Source organism: Mesorhizobium sp. P170090 (genome assembly GCF_057786115.1).
In genome coordinates this window covers 1,009,680-1,023,704 of record NZ_JBYNWH010000001.1, presented here as the reverse complement: position 1 = coordinate 1,023,704, position 14,025 = coordinate 1,009,680, and the positions used below count along the sequence as shown (strand labels likewise).

General features: G+C 62.5%; 15 protein-coding genes. 5 read left to right on the top strand and 10 right to left on the bottom strand.

Annotated features, from left to right (window positions below; all coding sequences use genetic code 11):
* Window positions 1-18: 18 nt before the first annotated feature.
* From iolG to AC3EML_RS05130, 5 genes are all read right to left on the bottom strand, one after another.
* The gene (gene iolG, locus AC3EML_RS05150) at window positions 19-1,014 is read right to left on the bottom strand and encodes an inositol 2-dehydrogenase (RefSeq protein ID WP_023672333.1); all 996 of its coding nucleotides are present in this window, start codon (window positions 1,012-1,014) and stop codon (window positions 19-21) included.
* A gap of 113 nt (window positions 1,015-1,127) precedes the next feature.
* The gene (locus AC3EML_RS05145) at window positions 1,128-1,910 is read right to left on the bottom strand and encodes an ATP-binding cassette domain-containing protein (RefSeq protein WP_352520631.1); all 783 of its coding nucleotides are present in this window, start codon (window positions 1,908-1,910) and stop codon (window positions 1,128-1,130) included.
* A gap of 2 nt (window positions 1,911-1,912) precedes the next feature.
* On the bottom strand, window positions 1,913-2,989 hold the full coding sequence (locus AC3EML_RS05140) for an ABC transporter permease (protein WP_023687413.1): 1,077 nt from the start codon (window positions 2,987-2,989) through the stop codon (window positions 1,913-1,915).
* 107 nt (window positions 2,990-3,096) lie between these two features.
* On the bottom strand, window positions 3,097-4,038 hold the full coding sequence (locus AC3EML_RS05135; RefSeq protein WP_023684065.1) for a sugar ABC transporter substrate-binding protein: 942 nt from the start codon (window positions 4,036-4,038) through the stop codon (window positions 3,097-3,099).
* Between the two features lie 370 nt (window positions 4,039-4,408).
* Entirely contained in the window at window positions 4,409-5,440 is a 1,032-nt protein-coding gene (locus AC3EML_RS05130) for a LacI family DNA-binding transcriptional regulator (protein ID WP_352520632.1), read from the bottom strand.
* Between the two features lie 174 nt (window positions 5,441-5,614).
* On the opposite strand from AC3EML_RS05130, the gene AC3EML_RS05125 reads away from it, so the two are divergent.
* From AC3EML_RS05125 to AC3EML_RS05115, 3 genes are all read left to right on the top strand, one after another.
* On the top strand, window positions 5,615-6,718 hold the full coding sequence (locus AC3EML_RS05125; protein WP_023732723.1) for a fatty acid desaturase family protein: 1,104 nt from the start codon (window positions 5,615-5,617) through the stop codon (window positions 6,716-6,718).
* A gap of 86 nt (window positions 6,719-6,804) precedes the next feature.
* The gene (locus AC3EML_RS05120) at window positions 6,805-7,119 is read left to right on the top strand and encodes a MocE family 2Fe-2S type ferredoxin (protein WP_023732724.1); all 315 of its coding nucleotides are present in this window, start codon (window positions 6,805-6,807) and stop codon (window positions 7,117-7,119) included.
* Window positions 7,120-7,135: 16 nt separating this feature from the next.
* Window positions 7,136-8,353 (top strand): NAD(P)/FAD-dependent oxidoreductase, encoded by a 1,218-nt coding sequence (locus AC3EML_RS05115; protein ID WP_352463453.1) that lies wholly within the window; start codon window positions 7,136-7,138, stop codon window positions 8,351-8,353.
* Window positions 8,354-8,485: 132 nt separating this feature from the next.
* On the opposite strand, the gene AC3EML_RS05110 is transcribed toward AC3EML_RS05115, so the two are convergent.
* The 5 genes from AC3EML_RS05110 to hslV all read right to left on the bottom strand — a co-directional run bounded on the left by AC3EML_RS05110 (window position 8,486) and on the right by hslV (window position 12,707).
* Window positions 8,486-9,442 carry a DUF1402 family protein gene (locus AC3EML_RS05110; protein WP_352463452.1) on the bottom strand — a complete coding sequence of 319 codons (957 nt, stop codon included), beginning with the start codon at window positions 9,440-9,442 and terminating at the stop codon, window positions 8,486-8,488.
* Window positions 9,443-9,716: 274 nt separating this feature from the next.
* Entirely contained in the window at window positions 9,717-11,030 is a 1,314-nt protein-coding gene (hslU, locus tag AC3EML_RS05105; protein WP_023703756.1) for an ATP-dependent protease ATPase subunit HslU, read from the bottom strand.
* Between the two features lie 4 nt (window positions 11,031-11,034).
* Entirely contained in the window at window positions 11,035-11,634 is a 600-nt protein-coding gene (locus AC3EML_RS05100; RefSeq protein ID WP_352463451.1) for a DUF2585 domain-containing protein, read from the bottom strand.
* A gap of 4 nt (window positions 11,635-11,638) precedes the next feature.
* Window positions 11,639-12,166, bottom strand: a complete 528-nt coding sequence (locus AC3EML_RS05095; protein ID WP_352463450.1) for a GNAT family N-acetyltransferase — start codon at window positions 12,164-12,166, stop codon at window positions 11,639-11,641.
* On the bottom strand, window positions 12,156-12,707 hold the full coding sequence (hslV, locus tag AC3EML_RS05090) for an ATP-dependent protease subunit HslV (RefSeq protein WP_023672322.1): 552 nt from the start codon (window positions 12,705-12,707) through the stop codon (window positions 12,156-12,158). Before hslV ends, AC3EML_RS05095 begins: the two co-directional genes overlap by 11 nt.
* A gap of 236 nt (window positions 12,708-12,943) precedes the next feature.
* Here hslV and hisB point away from each other — a divergent pair, with 236 nt between their 5' ends.
* Complete coding sequence (hisB, locus tag AC3EML_RS05085; RefSeq protein WP_023672321.1) at window positions 12,944-13,543, top strand: imidazoleglycerol-phosphate dehydratase HisB; 600 nt, start codon at window positions 12,944-12,946, stop codon at window positions 13,541-13,543.
* Window positions 13,544-13,547: 4 nt separating this feature from the next.
* Window positions 13,548-14,024, top strand: coding sequence for a DUF2628 domain-containing protein (locus AC3EML_RS05080; protein ID WP_023695989.1), 477 nt, complete (start codon window positions 13,548-13,550; stop codon window positions 14,022-14,024).
* Window position 14,025 lies beyond the last annotated feature (1 nt).

Genomic DNA, 14,025 nt, shown 5'->3' with positions numbered 1-14,025 from the left:
GTGCCTTGGTTCCGGTTCTTACTTGTCGAGACGGACGGTCTTGCCTGATGTCGCCGACTTCAGCGCGGCATCGGCCAGCTTCAGCGCCACGAGGCCGTCGGCGCCGCTCGGCGATGCCTTCTTGCCCGAGGTTGCAGCAGTGATGAAAGCGGCAATCTCGATGGCGTAGGCGTCGAGATAGCGGGTCATGAAGAAATCGTGCAGCGGCGGGCGCGTATAGCCCTTCTCATTGGCGACCTCTATCGACACCGGCCGCTGGTTTTCGGCGGCGACCATGCCTTTGGAGCCATGCACCTCGATGCGCTGGTCGTAGCCATAGGTGGCGCGGCGCGAATTGGAGATGACGGCCTGCTTCCCGGACGCGGTTTCGAGGATGACGCTGACCGAATCGAAATCGCCGGCCTCGCCGATCTTCTTGTCGACCAGCACCGAAGCATGGGCGCTGACCGCCGCCACCTCTTCGCCGAGCAGGAAGCGCGCCATGTCGAAATCGTGGATGGTCATGTCGCGAAAAATGCCGCCCGAGCGCTTGATGTAATCGACCGGCGGCGCGCCCGGATCGCGCGAGGTGATGGTGACCATCTCGACAGTACCGATGGCGCCGTCGTCGATCGCCTTGCGCACGGCGGCGAAGTGCGGATCGAAGCGGCGGTTGAAGCCGACCATCAGCGTCGCCTTGGCCTTGTCGACCACGGCCAGGCACTTCTCGACGCGCTTGACGTCGAGGTCGATCGGCTTCTCGCAGAAGATCGCCTTGCCGGCCTTGGCGAAACGCTCGATCAGATCGGCATGGGTGTCGGTCGGCGTGCAGATGACCACGGCGTCGATGTCCTTGGCCTTCTCGATCGCGTCGATGGTGCGCACTTCGGCGCCATAGGCGGTTGCCAACTCGGTCGCCGCCTTTTCAAAAGCGTCGGCAACGGCCACCAGTCTGGCCTGCGGGTTGGAGCCGACGGCGCGGGCATGGACCTTGCCGATGCGGCCGGCACCGAGGAGGGCGAAACGAACAGTCATGGGGTATTTCCTCTAGGGGGATGGGTTCGAGAGAGTTGTGTCTCCACCTTCCTTTTGAGAAAGGTGGCAAGATAATTTTTCGAGCACGCCAGAAAACAGGATGACCATCCTGTTCAGGCCGCGAGTTCCGCCTCCCCGGTCTTGGCGCCGGTGATGTAGGAGACGATGTCATTGCCGTCGGTGTTTTCCTTGCGCAGGTTGGCGACGATGCGGCCGCGCCGGAAGACGACGATGCGATCGCACAGGTCGAACACCTGGCGCATGTTGTGGCTGATCAGGATCAGCGGCTCGCCATTGTCCTTCAGCGTGCGGATGATGTTTTCGACCTGCGCCGTCTCCTGCACGCCAAGGGCTGCCGTCGGCTCGTCCATGATGATCAGCTTGGAGGCGAAGGTCGCGGTCCGGGCGATCGCAACGCACTGGCGCTGGCCGCCCGACATGTGGCGAATGGTGTTGGACAAATTGGGGATTTTCACTGCCGTGCGGATCAGCGCCGCCTCGGTCGCCTTGCGCATGTATTTGCGGTCGAGGATCGAGAACGGGCCGAGATTGAAAAACACCTTTTCGCGGCCGAGGAACAGGTTCGACGGCACGTCGAGATCGTCGGCCAGCGCCAGGTTCTGGAACACGGTCTCGATGCCCGCCGTGCGCGCTTCGATCGGCCCGGCAAAATTCACTTCCCTGCCGTCGAACCAGATCTGGCCACTGGTGCGTTGCTCGACGGCGGTGATCTGGCGCACGAAGGTCGATTTGCCGGCGCCATTGTCGCCCATGATGGCGACATGCTCGCCCTTGCGCAGCTCGAAATTCGCGCCTTCCAGCGCGTGCACGCCGCCATAACGCTTGGTCAGGTTTTCGGTCTTCAGGACGATGTCTGTCGTGGAGATATCTGGCATGGTCAAGCCCTCAATGCCCGCATGCGCTGGCGCCATTGGTCGAGAACGACCGCGCCGACGATGATCACGCCCTTCACCATCTCCTGATAGTAGGCGTCGAGGCGCAGGAAGGTGAAGCCGGAAATGATGACGCCGAAGATCAGCGAGCCGATCACGGTGCCGACGATCGAGCCGCGGCCGCCCGACAAAGAGACGCCGCCGATGACCGCCATGGCGATGGCGTCGAGTTCGTACATGACGCCCATGCCGGACTGTGCCGTCAGGTTCTTGGAGGAGAGCACGACGGCGGCCAGCGCGGCGAGGATGCCGGCAATGACATAAACGAGGATCTTGTGGTTGGCGATCTTGATGCCGGACATGCGTGCGGCATCCTCGTTGGAGCCGATGGCGTAGCAGTGCTTGCCGTAGCGTGTGTAGGTCATGATCAGCTGGAACAGCACCGCCAGCGACAGGAAGATGATGACCGGCATCAGGCCCTTGCCGATACCAGCGAAACTTTCGGTCGGAAACGAGATCGGCTGACCCTTGGACCACCATTTGGCAATGCCGCGCGCGGTCACCATCATGCCGAGCGTGGCGATGAACGGCGGAATGCGCGTGTATGCAATCAAGGAGCCGTTGACGAGACCGGCGAGCAGACCGCAGCCGATGGCGACCAGCACCGGCACGATGACCGGCAGGTCGGTCCAGCCTTGCGCCAGGAACATCGCCTTGGGGTTGGGGTTACCGTTGACCGTCGCCACCTGGGCAAAACTCATGGCGATCATGGCGGTGGCGCCGACGATCGAGCCCGAGGACAAGTCGATGCCGCCGCAAATGATCACCTGCGTGACGCCGATGGCGATGATGCCGACGATCGACACCTGCAGGATGATGATCTGCAGGCGGGCCTCATTGAAGATCCCGGCGACGTTGTCGCGCGTGTTGAACAGGAAGCTGTCGCCAAGAAAGATGCGGCCGATCATTTCAAAGATGACGACCAGAATGACCAGCGCCAGGAAGACGTTGAATTCGGCCGGCCATGTCCGCCTCTTCGCGTCATAGCTGACCCCGCCGACGCCATGAGATGTCTGTGACATGTCTGTCCTCCGTGAGGCGGCATTTGCCCTCCCGCACGTAAGGGCGGTGAGGGAAACGGGAGCGGCGCGATTGATGCGCCGCTCCGTTAGTCGAACGAGTCGCCGGCTCAGTTCTTCTTCAGGAACTTGTCGATGTTGGCTGGCGTCACGAGTTGGAAGGGCACGTAGACCTTGTGCTCGACTTTCTCGCCCTTGGCGAGCTTCAGTGCCGCGTCGAGCGCGCCGGCGCCCTGGCCGGCCGCATCCTGGAACACGGTCGCATCGAGGTCGCCGGCCTGCATGGCGGCAAGCGCGTCCTGCGTGGCGTCGACACCGCCGACGACGACCGTCTTCATGTCGATGTTGGCGGCCTTCATCGCCTGGATGGCGCCGATGGCGCTTTCGTCATTGTTGGCGATGACGCCGTCGAACGGCTTGCCGGTCGACAGCCAGTTGGTCATCAGGTTCTGCGCTTCGTCACGGTTCCAGTTCGAAGTCTGCTTGTCGATGATCTTGATGAAGCTGCACTCCGGCGTGGCGATCACCTCTTCGATGTCCTTGGTGCGCTGCACGGCGGCCTGGTTGGAAAGCTCGCCCATGATGACATAGACATTGGCTTCCTTCTTGCCGGCCTCGGTGAACAGGCGGCAGACTTCCTTGGTCTCGAGCGTGCCGGAATCGGCCTCGTTCGACGCGACGAAGGCCTGGTTGTCCGGCAGCGTGTCGACATTGACCGGCTGGCGGTTGACATAGACCAACGGGATCTTGGCGGCGGCTGCGGCGTCCGACATCGCCTGCGTGGCCGAGGTGTCGACCGGGTTGACGATGATGGCGTCGACGCCCGAGGCGGCGAAGTTCTTGATCTGGTCGAGCTGCTTGGCGACGTCGTTCTGCGCGTCCTCGACCTGCAGCTCCACGCCGCTCATGCCCTTGGCCTGCTCGATCATGCCGTTGCGCAGCACGGTGAGGAAGTTGTCGTCGAACTTGGCCATCGACACGCCGACCTTGGCGGCAAAAGCGGACGAACTCATCAGCGCCGCAAAGGCGACGCCCAAAATCAGTTTCTTCATTGTGTTTCTCCTCCACATTGGTGTCCGGCTGCACCGATCTACCCGGAATCCCCGATAGCCCGAGGAATCTCTCCCTGATGCCTTCCTGTTCCGTATGGCGTTTTGTCCAAGGGATGGAACGCCAGGCTCCCAGTTTGAAACAGATGTTCCGGAACGAAAGAACCAAAATACCAATCTGATGAAATATTTATTCCATTTTTTCGCGAGACGTCAAGAGCGATTCCTAAGTCGGAAAGCGGATTTCGGTCGCCGCGCCGCAATTTCACGTCGAATCAAGGCCGGCAGCGGCCCAGGCCGAGTCTGAAGGCAGAATTGATAGATTCTATCATCGCCGGAGAGCCCACGCCGAACGGGTCAGCGCGGCAACGCGTTAGATATTTTCCGGCAGATAGATGTCGAAGGGCAGAAAGGTCTGGCCCGGCGCGTTGGCGGCGCCGGCCTCGATGGAATGCGCCATCAGGTCGACAAGCTCGCGGCACAAGGCGGCGAGCGGCGTCGAGATCACCATAGTCAGGATGTTGTCGGCGAGTGCCGCGCGCGATTCGGCGTTGATCTCGTTGCAGACGACCACCGGCATGTTTGCGGGCTCCGCTGCGCGCAGCGCCGACACCGCGCCTTCCATGCCGCCGCCGGCGACATAGCAGCCGGCAAGATCCGGATACCGCACCAGGAGATCGATCATCGCATCGTGGGTGACCTGGTTGGCTTCCAGATTGACCAGCGTTTCCATCACCGTGAAGTCCGGCGCATGTTCGCGGAAGAAGGAGCGAAAACCGATCTCGCGCAGTTCATGGCCGTGGAAGCGATGACTGCCGACGAAAAGGGCGACCTTGCCGGGGTTCTTTGCCGCCCTGGCGATCATCCAGGCCGCGGTGCGACCGACCTTGCGATTGTCGAGGCCGACATATCCCTCACGGATGCCAGCGGCAAAGTCGGACAGCAGCGAGAAGACAGGTTGCCCCCTCGCTTTCAGCGACTCCACGACCGCCGTCAGCGTCGGATGGTCCGGACCGACAACGGCGATTGCTCTGGATTTCGCTGCCAGCTTGCGCATCTGGGCGGCGATCTCGTCGGCGGCAAGCGAGCTGGCGAAATCGATGGTGGCGACGCCGCGGAAGCGCTGCGATTGCGAGACCGCCATTTCGAGCTCCCTCGCGAAATCGCCGTAAAAAACATCATTGCCTCGCAGCAGCAGAAAGCCGAGGCGGTATTCCGGCAATTCCTGGCGCATGCGCCGCTTGATCAGCCCGGCGGCGTGGTAGCCGATGCCGGTCGCCGCCTCATAGACGCGGCGCGCGGTTTCCTCGCGCACCGGCAGCCGGTTGTTCAGCACCCTGTCGACAGTGGCGACGCTAACGCCGGAGATGCGCGCCAGATCGGTGATGGTTGGCCGTTTTGCCATGACTGTCCCGCATGAGTGCCTGCAACTGCTTACATCGTTCTGATGGAAAATGATAGAAACTATCTTTGTGATATTGAGACTATCACCGCATGGCGCTATTTTGCGCTCGGACACAGGCGCCTGTAATGGACATATCCGTCCTGACGGATGCTGTGGCCGACGGAGGCAGCCTCTATGGAAGCGACACTATCCACACCACCGTCCCGGCGCGACTACAGCCTGATCGGCCGCGACGCCAAGCTCGCCGTCGAGACCGGCCTGTCGGCGGCCGAGTGGTATCACACCGATATTCCGCGCAAGCAGATGAAGGAGCTGATGCAGCGCTCCGACGGGCCGGCGATCCGCGACACCACGATCTGGCTCGCCGCGCTGATCCTGAGTGCCGCCGGCGGCGCCTGGTTCTGGGGCAGCTGGTGGTGCGTGCCGTTCTTCTTCGTCTATGGCGTGCTCTACGGCTCCTCCACCGACTCACGCTGGCACGAATGCGGCCACGGCACCGCCTTCCGCACCCAGTGGATGAACGACGCGGTTTACCAGATCGCCTGCTTCATGATCATGCGCAATCCGGTGACCTGGCGCTGGAGCCACACCCGCCACCACACCGACACCATCATCGTCGGCCGCGACCCGGAAATCTCGGTGATGCGCCCGCCGGACCTGTTGCGCGTCGCGCTTGCTTTCGTCGGCGTGATCGACGCCTGGAAGGCGATGTCGGACATGCTGCGCAACGCCGCCGGCAATATCAGCGCGGCGGAAAAGACTTTTATCCCCGAACAGGAGCAGCCTAAAGCCATTCGCATCGCCCGAATCTGGACGGCCATCTATGCCGTCACCATCGCGATCGCACTGTATTTCGGCTCATGGCTGCCGCTGATGCTGGTCGGGCTGCCCCGGCTCTACGGCGCCTGGCATCATGTCATGGTCGGCCTGCTGCAGCATGGCGGGCTCGCCGAAAATGTCGTGGACCACCGGCTGAACAGCCGCACCGTCTACATGAACCCGGTCAGCCGCTTCATCTACTGGAACATGAACTATCACGTCGAACACCACATGTTCCCGATGGTCCCCTATCATGCGCTGCCCAAACTGCATGCGCTGATCAAGCACGATCTGCCGGCGCCGACGCCGTCGATCCTGGCCGGCTACCGCGAGATGATCCCGGCCTTTTTGCGCCAGCTGCGCAACGAGGACTATTTCCTCAAGCGCGAACTGCCGCCGACGGCGCGGCCCTATCGCGAGGAATTCCACAACGACGCCGTCGCCGCCGCGGCGGAATGACGATCCTGTTAGACTGTTTGTTTTGACGCAATTCCGGACGGAAAACCGCTACGCACTTTTCCTGGAATTGCTTTGGGAGAGAAAAAATGAGCGACTGGGTCGAGGCCTGTGCTGCCGGCGACATCGATGAAGAGGATGTGATGCGCTTCGATCATGGCGGCCGCACCTTCGCCATCTATCGCAGCCCCGATGACGACTACTTCGCCACCGATGGCCTGTGCACGCACGAAAAGGTGCATCTGGCCGACGGGCTGGTGATGGATGACATCATCGAGTGCCCCAAGCACAATGGCCGCTTCAATTACAAGACGGGGGCGGCACGCGGCGCGCCGGTTTGCGTCAATCTCGCCACGCATCCGGTAAAGGTCGAGGCCGGCAAAGTGCTGATCCAGATCGGGTAGGACCATGCAGGCGGGAATGGTCATCATTGGCGCCGGCGAGTGCGGCGGGCGGGCAGCCCTTGCTCTGCGCGAACTGGGCTATGACGGGCCGGTGACGCTGGTGGGTGACGAACCCCATCTGCCCTATGAGCGGCCGCCCCTGTCCAAGGACGCAATGACGAGCGACGCGCCCGAGATCAAGACGATCGCCAGCGACGAAATCCTGGCCGAGAAATCCATCCGGCATATCCATTCCGTTCAAGCGGTGGCGATCGACCGGCCGGAGCATACGGTGCGGCTGTCGGACGGTTCGGCCCTGCCCTACGACAAGCTGTTGCTGGCGACCGGCTCGACACCGCGCAAGCTGCCGATGCCGGGATTGGGGCCGCGCTGCGTCTACCTCCGCACCTTTGCCGACGCGCTGGCCATTCGCGCCCACCTCAGCCCGGCAAACCGCATCGCCATCATTGGTGGTGGCTTTATCGGCCTGGAGCTCGCCGCTTCGGCGCGCAAGCTCGGGGCCAGCGTCACGGTCATTGAGGCGCAGCCGCGCATCCTCATGCGCGGGGTGCCGGCGGAGATCGCTGAAATCATCCATCAGGCGCATGAGGCCGAAGGCGTGACCGTGCTCACCGGTCAGGGCATCGCTGATATCGCCGACGACGGCGCTGAGGTGCACATCATGCTCGCCGATGGGCAGGACATCGTCGCCGATCTCGCCGTCATCGGCATCGGCGCCGTGCCGGTGACCGGGCTTGCCGCGGAAGCGGGCCTGACCGTCGATAACGGCATCGCCGTCAATGGCGAACTCCAAACAATCGATCCCGACATCTTCGCCGCCGGCGATTGCTGCTCGTTTCCGCTCGCTGTCTATGCTGGCCGGCGGGTGCGGCTGGAAGCCTGGCGCAATGCGCAGGAACAGGGTGCGCTGGCCGCGAAGAACATGCTGGGCGCCCGCGAAGCGCATGCCGCGGTGCCATGGTTCTGGTCGGATCAGTATGGTTTGTCGCTGCAGATCGCCGGCCTTTCGGACGAGGGCAAAAGCACGGTCCGCCGCGATCTCGGCGACGGTGCTTTTATTCTGTTTCATCTGGCCGAGGATGGCAGGCTGGTGGCGGCGAGCGGCCTCGGTACGGGCAATGCCGTGGCGCGCGACATCAGGCTGGCCGAGATGCTGATCGCCAAGCGGGCTAGGCCGGCGCCGGAGGCGTTGGGGTCGCCGGATGTGAAGCTGAAGTCGTTGCTGGCAGCGTGAAGGACTGACTTACCCTCCCCTTGTGGGGAGGGTCGCTGCGAAGCAGCGGGGTGGGGTGCGGCACCGGCCCCCACCCCGACCTGCGGTCCGACCTCCCCACAAAGGGGGAGGTAGACGGCTGAGCTAAGCCCGCTAAAACAGCGCCTTCAGCTCGTCCAGCTTGTCGTTGACCAGCCAGCCGTAATAATTCTCTTCCGGCAGTTTGACCGTCTCACCCGCCGCGCGGCGCTTGTCGTTCTCTGCTTTCAGCGCATAGGCGCGCTGCTCGGGATTGCCGACATTGTAGAGCGTGGCGGTCAGCCCCGGATTGCCTGAGATGTCGAAGCCGGCAATGTTTTTGTAGGCGTCGATCGACTTCCTGATCGTCGCTGCGACGTAGGGCAATGTCAGATCCGGATCCATGATGGTCTTGTAGACCCCATTGGGATCGCCGACATCGAGTTCGGGCAGCCCCGACACCTTGTGCACCAGATCGCTCATCTGCAGCGCGGTCAGCGGGTTGAGCTGGCCGAGGCCAAAGGTCTGGCCGGCATAATAGGGCTGGAAGAAGGTGGCGCCGAAGCGGTCGTTGGGAAAGCTGGTGCCGTCGACGGTCTTGCCGCGGAAGGATCGGTTCCACACCTGCTCGCGGCATTCCCACAGGTCGTAGCTGTCCGACATCGTGCATTTCTTGAATTCCGGCCGCTGCACGAAATCGGTGATGTCCTCGCCGTCATAGGCGAAGGACAGCTTGCTGGAGAGGTAGGAGATCGCCTTGACGTAGTAGGTCTGCAGCCGGTCGTAGGCGTCGACATTGTAGGTGTGCTCGCCGACGATGGCGCCGACGATGTGCAAAGGATTGATGCCGTAGGCAGCGGCGGCCTTCCTGATCTTGGCGCGCAGTTCGGCGTCGTTCTGAAGCAAGGCGTAGACCTTGCGGTATTTGGCTTGGAAAGTGGTGTTGGTCGCCTGGGTGCGGCGGCTCGAGGCGCCCGGTATGTCAGGTTGCACGGCATTGCGGTTGCCCGCCGGCACCAATGTCGCCGCGTCAGCCGCGAACAGCGTCGCCGCCAGCGTCAAGCCGAGAATGAGCAGGATCAGTTTTTTCATGCGCCGCCGCCTAGAGAATTGCCGCGCAAACTAGGTAAAGCTCCCGGTCGAGTCGAGAGCGCCCCTGCAGCCGGCAAGACGAAAGGTGGTCCGATGATACCATCCGGCCACACATCAACCTGTTAGCCGGATTGTTGCCTAAGCATCGGCCCAAAGATCGAAACCGATTTTTGGAAAGTCCGATACGTCGATTCAATACTGCTAGAGCGACCTTTGCGCGTCCAAAGGACGCGCGGCGCTCTAATACCGGCGCCGGATGAACCGGCGCCCTCGTTTAAAGGATGAATCGCGACAAATCTGTGTTTCGCGAGAGGTCGCCGACATGCTTTTCCACATAGGCGGCATCGATGGCGACGCTGGTGCCGTTGCGGTCGGGCGCGTCGTAGGAGATCTCGTCCAGCACGCGCTCCATCACCGTCTGCAGGCGTCTCGCTCCGATGTTTTCGACGCTAGCGTTGAGGTCGACAGCGATGCCGGCCAGCGAATCGATGGCATCGTCGGTGAAGGTGAGGTCGACGCCTTCGGTCTTCATCAGCGCGATATACTGCTTGATGAGGCTGGCCTCGGTCTCGGTGAGGATGCGAATGAAATCGTCCTTCTCCAGCGCCCGCAACTCGACACGGATCGGCAGGCGGCCCTGCAATTCCGGCAACAGGTCGGACGGCTTGGAGACATGGAAGGCGCCCGAGGCGATGAACAGTATGTGGTCGGTCTTCAACGGTCCGTATTTGGTCGCCACCGTCGTGCCTTCGATCAGCGGCAGCAGGTCGCGCTGCACGCCTTCGCGCGAGACGCCGGCGCCCATGCCGCCTTCGCGCGAGGCGATCTTGTCGATCTCGTCGAGGAAGACGATGCCGTCATTTTCGGTCGCGTCGAGCGCCCGGCGCACCACCTCGTCTTGGTCGAGCAGCTTGTCGGACTCGTCGTTGACCAACAGCGCGTAGGACTCCTTGACCGTCGTCTTGCGCGCCTTGGTCTTCTTGCCACCCATCGCCTTCGACAGCATGTCGTTGATGTTGAGCACGCCGATATTAGCGCCCGGCATGCCGGGGATCTCGAAGCCGGGCATGCCGCCGGTGCCGGTGTCGGCAACCTCGATCTCGATCTCCTTTTCGTCGAGCTCGCCGTCGCGCAGCTTCTTGCGGAAGGAATCGCGGGTCGCCGGGCTCGCCGTCTTGCCGACCAGGGCTTCCAGCACGCGCTCCTCGGCATTGAGGTGCGCGCGCGCCTTCACGTCCTCGCGCATCTTCTCGCGCACCAGGCCGATGGCGATCTCGACCAGGTCGCGGATGATCTGCTCGACATCGCGGCCGACATAGCCGACTTCGGTGAACTTGGTGGCCTCGACCTTGACGAAGGGCGCACCGGCGAGTCGCGCCAGGCGGCGCGAGATCTCGGTCTTGCCGACGCCGGTCGGGCCGATCATCAGGATGTTCTTCGGCATCACCTCTTCGCGCATCTGGCCTTCCAGCTGCTGGCGGCGCCAGCGGTTGCGCAAGGCAATGGCCACGGCGCGCTTGGCGTCCTTCTGGCCGATGATGAAGCGGTCGAGTTCCGAAACGATTTCACGGGGAGAGAAGGTGGTCATATCACTAGATTCCACTTTGCCACTGCTTGATGGACTCGAACGGATGCAGCAGCATGATCACGTTGAGCGTCAGATTGTCCCGGATGAGGTAGCCGACACCCAGTTCGAAGATGAGGGCGAGGCCGACGATGCTCCATATAGGTAGCTTTCGCGCCATCACAAATCCCAGCACCATGGCCAGCGTGTCGGACACTGAATTGATGATCGAGTCGCCATAGTAATCCAGCGAGATGGTGCCGGCGCGGTAGCGCTCGATGATGAACGGGCTGTTTTCCAGGAGTTCCCAGCCGCCCTCGATGACGACGGCGAATGCCAGGCGCAGACCGATTGGCGAGCGCGGGAACAGGAACCAGGCCAAGGCGTAGAGCAGGAAGCCGTGGATGATGTGCGAGAACGTGTACCAGTCGGAAATATGCTGGGAATTCTCCGAACTGTTCACCACACCGTGCCAGAGTTTGACGTAACCGCAGGTGCAGATCGGCGTGCGGCCCATGCCGTAAAGCGCGCCGGCTTGGAAGATGAGCAGAGCGAGCACGAGCAGAAGCCCCATCCGCCAGCTGTCTTCGTAGGCCGAGTAATTTTTGGCAGTGCCCGGTGTCGCCATCAACTCATTCCCCTTCTTCCGCGTCGCTGTCTTTGGCATCGACAGCCATCAGCACGACGTCCCCATATCTAGAGTGTCTGCGACCGATAGCCCTGAAGCCCGCCTTTTCATAGGCGCGGATGGCGCGGCCATTGTCGGGATGCGGATCGATGATGACGCGCGGCGCGCCTTCCTCGAACAGTTGCTCGACGAATTGCCTGACGATCGCCGAGCCATGACCTTTGCTAACCAGGTCCGGCACGCCGATCGACAGGTCGATGCCGAGCGTGCCGAACGGCTGGTCGGCATAGGGATGGCCGTCTTCCAGATGCGGATCGTAGCTCTGCAGATAGGCGATCGGCCTGCCGTCGAGCTCGACGATCAGCGGCTCTACAGAAATAGAGTCGATGTGCTCCCCGATTTCGGCGATTTCCGTCTCCGGATCGTCCCACCATTCGGCGACATGCGGCTCGGCCAGCCAGCCGGCGATCATCGGCAGGTCTTTTTCGGTAACCGGTCGAAAATCATAGAGCACCGGCGGGTTAGCCGGCATCGAGCGTTTCGACAACAAAGTTGTTGTTGGTGTAGACGCAAATGTCGGAGGCGATCTGCATCGCCTTGCGGGCGATCTCCTCGGCATCCTTGTCGCTGTCCATCAGCGCGCGGGCAGCGGCCAGCGCATAGTTGCCGCCGGAACCGATGGCCATGACGCCGAATTCGGGCTCCAGCACGTCGCCGGTGCCGGTGAGCGCCAGCGAAACCGACTTGTCGGCCACCAGCATCATCGCTTCCAGCCGGCGCAGATAACGGTCGGTGCGCCAGTCCTTGGCGAGCTCGACGCAGGCGCGCGTCAACTGGTCGGGATATTGTTCGAGCTTGGCTTCCAGCCGCTCCAGAAGGGTGAAAGCATCCGCCGTGGCGCCGGCGAAACCCGCAATGACATTGCCGCCTTTGCCGATGCGGCGCACCTTTTTGGCATTGCCTTTCATGATGGTCTGGCCAAGGCTGACCTGGCCGTCGCCGGCGATCACCACCTTGTTGCCCTTGCGCACCGTCACGATGGTCGTGGCGTGCATGCTCAGTTCATTCGACATTTTTAGCTCCGATTCGCGCGATCCCGATAAGGCGATTGGCGCGCGGTAGAGTGATTTCGATCGGCCATATGTATGCATGGGGCGGGTGATTGCAAACGGCGTCCGCCATGGCCGGTGGCTGTCCGCATCGCAACTGGCAATCGCCGGATCATGCTGCTAGAAGGCTTTCGTTTTCAAGCAAATGACAGCTTGGAACCCCGTCTTGAGTTTCGAACCCCTCAGCCAAGGACAAGGTAATGGCGTCCCGTTCCGCCGAAGTCAGCCGCAAGACCAAGGAAACCGAGATCAGCGTCTCGGTCCATGTCGACGGCACCGGAAAATCCGACATGTCGAGCGGCGTCGGCTTCTTCGACCACATGCTGGACCAGCTGTCGCGCCACTCGCTGATCGACATCACGGTGAAGGCCAAGGGCGACCTGCACATTGACGACCACCACACGGTCGAGGACACCGGCATTGCGATCGGCCAGGCGCTGGCCAAGGCGCTGGGCGAGCGGCGCGGCATCATGCGCTACGCCTCTGTCGACCTTGCCATGGACGAGACGCTGACGCGGGCCGCGATCGACGTGTCGGGCCGTCCGTTCCTGGTCTGGAATGTCGCCTTCTCGTCGCCCAAGATCGGCACGTTCGACACCGAACTGGTGCGTGAATTCTTCCAGGCGCTGGCGCAGAATGCCGGTATCACGCTGCATGTCACCAACCATTATGGCGCCAACAATCACCATATTGCCGAAACCTGCTTCAAGGCGGTGGCGCGCGCGCTGCGTTTCGCACTGGAGCGCGACCCGCGCCAGCCGGAAGCGGTTCCCTCCACCAAGGGATCTCTGAAAGGGTAGGCTGATGGCCATCTATGTCGTGATGGAACCGCCAGGCCGCACCGAGGCGGCCGACGCAACCGTTTTGGTCCGCGACGGTTTTTCCTGGCTGGCTTTCCTGGTGGCGCCGCTGTGGCTCGCCTGGCACAGGCTGTGGATCGAGGCCGCGCTCGCCTTCGTCGCCATGGGGCTCATCTCGGTGCTCGGCCAATGGCTGGGACTGGACTGGGCCGGCTCCGCACTGTCTTTACTGGTCTCGCTCTATATCGGGCTGGAAGGCCAAGGGCTGCGGATCGCAGCGCTGCGCTGCCGCGGCTGGCATGAATGGGGCGTCGTCGAAGCCGACAATCCTGACGATGCCGACATCCGCCAGACACTGGACGCCGAGGCGCTTGCCGACGAGCCGGCGCCGCTGCCGCGCATCGTGCCGGACGCCAGCCTGGCCCGGCCGACGCAGACCGGGCTGACGCTGGGCCTGAGCCATACGCCGGGAAAAGCCTGAG

Excerpts from the sequence above, each read along its gene's own strand:
- iolG (WP_023672333.1), bottom strand. The coding sequence starts at position 1,014 with ATGACTGTTCGTTTCGCCCTCCTCGGTGCCGGCCGCATCGGCAAGGTC.
- AC3EML_RS05145 (WP_352520631.1), bottom strand. The coding sequence starts at position 1,910 with ATGCCAGATATCTCCACGACAGACATCGTCCTGAAGACCGAAAACCTG.
- AC3EML_RS05140 (WP_023687413.1), bottom strand. The coding sequence starts at position 2,989 with ATGTCACAGACATCTCATGGCGTCGGCGGGGTCAGCTATGACGCGAAG.
- AC3EML_RS05135 (WP_023684065.1), bottom strand. The coding sequence starts at position 4,038 with ATGAAGAAACTGATTTTGGGCGTCGCCTTTGCGGCGCTGATGAGTTCG.
- AC3EML_RS05130 (WP_352520632.1), bottom strand. The coding sequence starts at position 5,440 with ATGGCAAAACGGCCAACCATCACCGATCTGGCGCGCATCTCCGGCGTT.
- AC3EML_RS05125 (WP_023732723.1), top strand. The coding sequence starts at position 5,615 with ATGGAAGCGACACTATCCACACCACCGTCCCGGCGCGACTACAGCCTG.
- AC3EML_RS05120 (WP_023732724.1), top strand. The coding sequence starts at position 6,805 with ATGAGCGACTGGGTCGAGGCCTGTGCTGCCGGCGACATCGATGAAGAG.
- AC3EML_RS05115 (WP_352463453.1), top strand. The coding sequence starts at position 7,136 with ATGGTCATCATTGGCGCCGGCGAGTGCGGCGGGCGGGCAGCCCTTGCT.
- AC3EML_RS05110 (WP_352463452.1), bottom strand. The coding sequence starts at position 9,442 with ATGAAAAAACTGATCCTGCTCATTCTCGGCTTGACGCTGGCGGCGACG.
- hslU (WP_023703756.1), bottom strand. The coding sequence starts at position 11,030 with ATGACCACCTTCTCTCCCCGTGAAATCGTTTCGGAACTCGACCGCTTC.
- AC3EML_RS05100 (WP_352463451.1), bottom strand. The coding sequence starts at position 11,634 with ATGGCGACACCGGGCACTGCCAAAAATTACTCGGCCTACGAAGACAGC.
- AC3EML_RS05095 (WP_352463450.1), bottom strand. The coding sequence starts at position 12,166 with ATGCCGGCTAACCCGCCGGTGCTCTATGATTTTCGACCGGTTACCGAA.
- hslV (WP_023672322.1), bottom strand. The coding sequence starts at position 12,707 with ATGTCGAATGAACTGAGCATGCACGCCACGACCATCGTGACGGTGCGC.
- hisB (WP_023672321.1), top strand. The coding sequence starts at position 12,944 with ATGGCGTCCCGTTCCGCCGAAGTCAGCCGCAAGACCAAGGAAACCGAG.
- AC3EML_RS05080 (WP_023695989.1), top strand. The coding sequence starts at position 13,548 with ATGGCCATCTATGTCGTGATGGAACCGCCAGGCCGCACCGAGGCGGCC.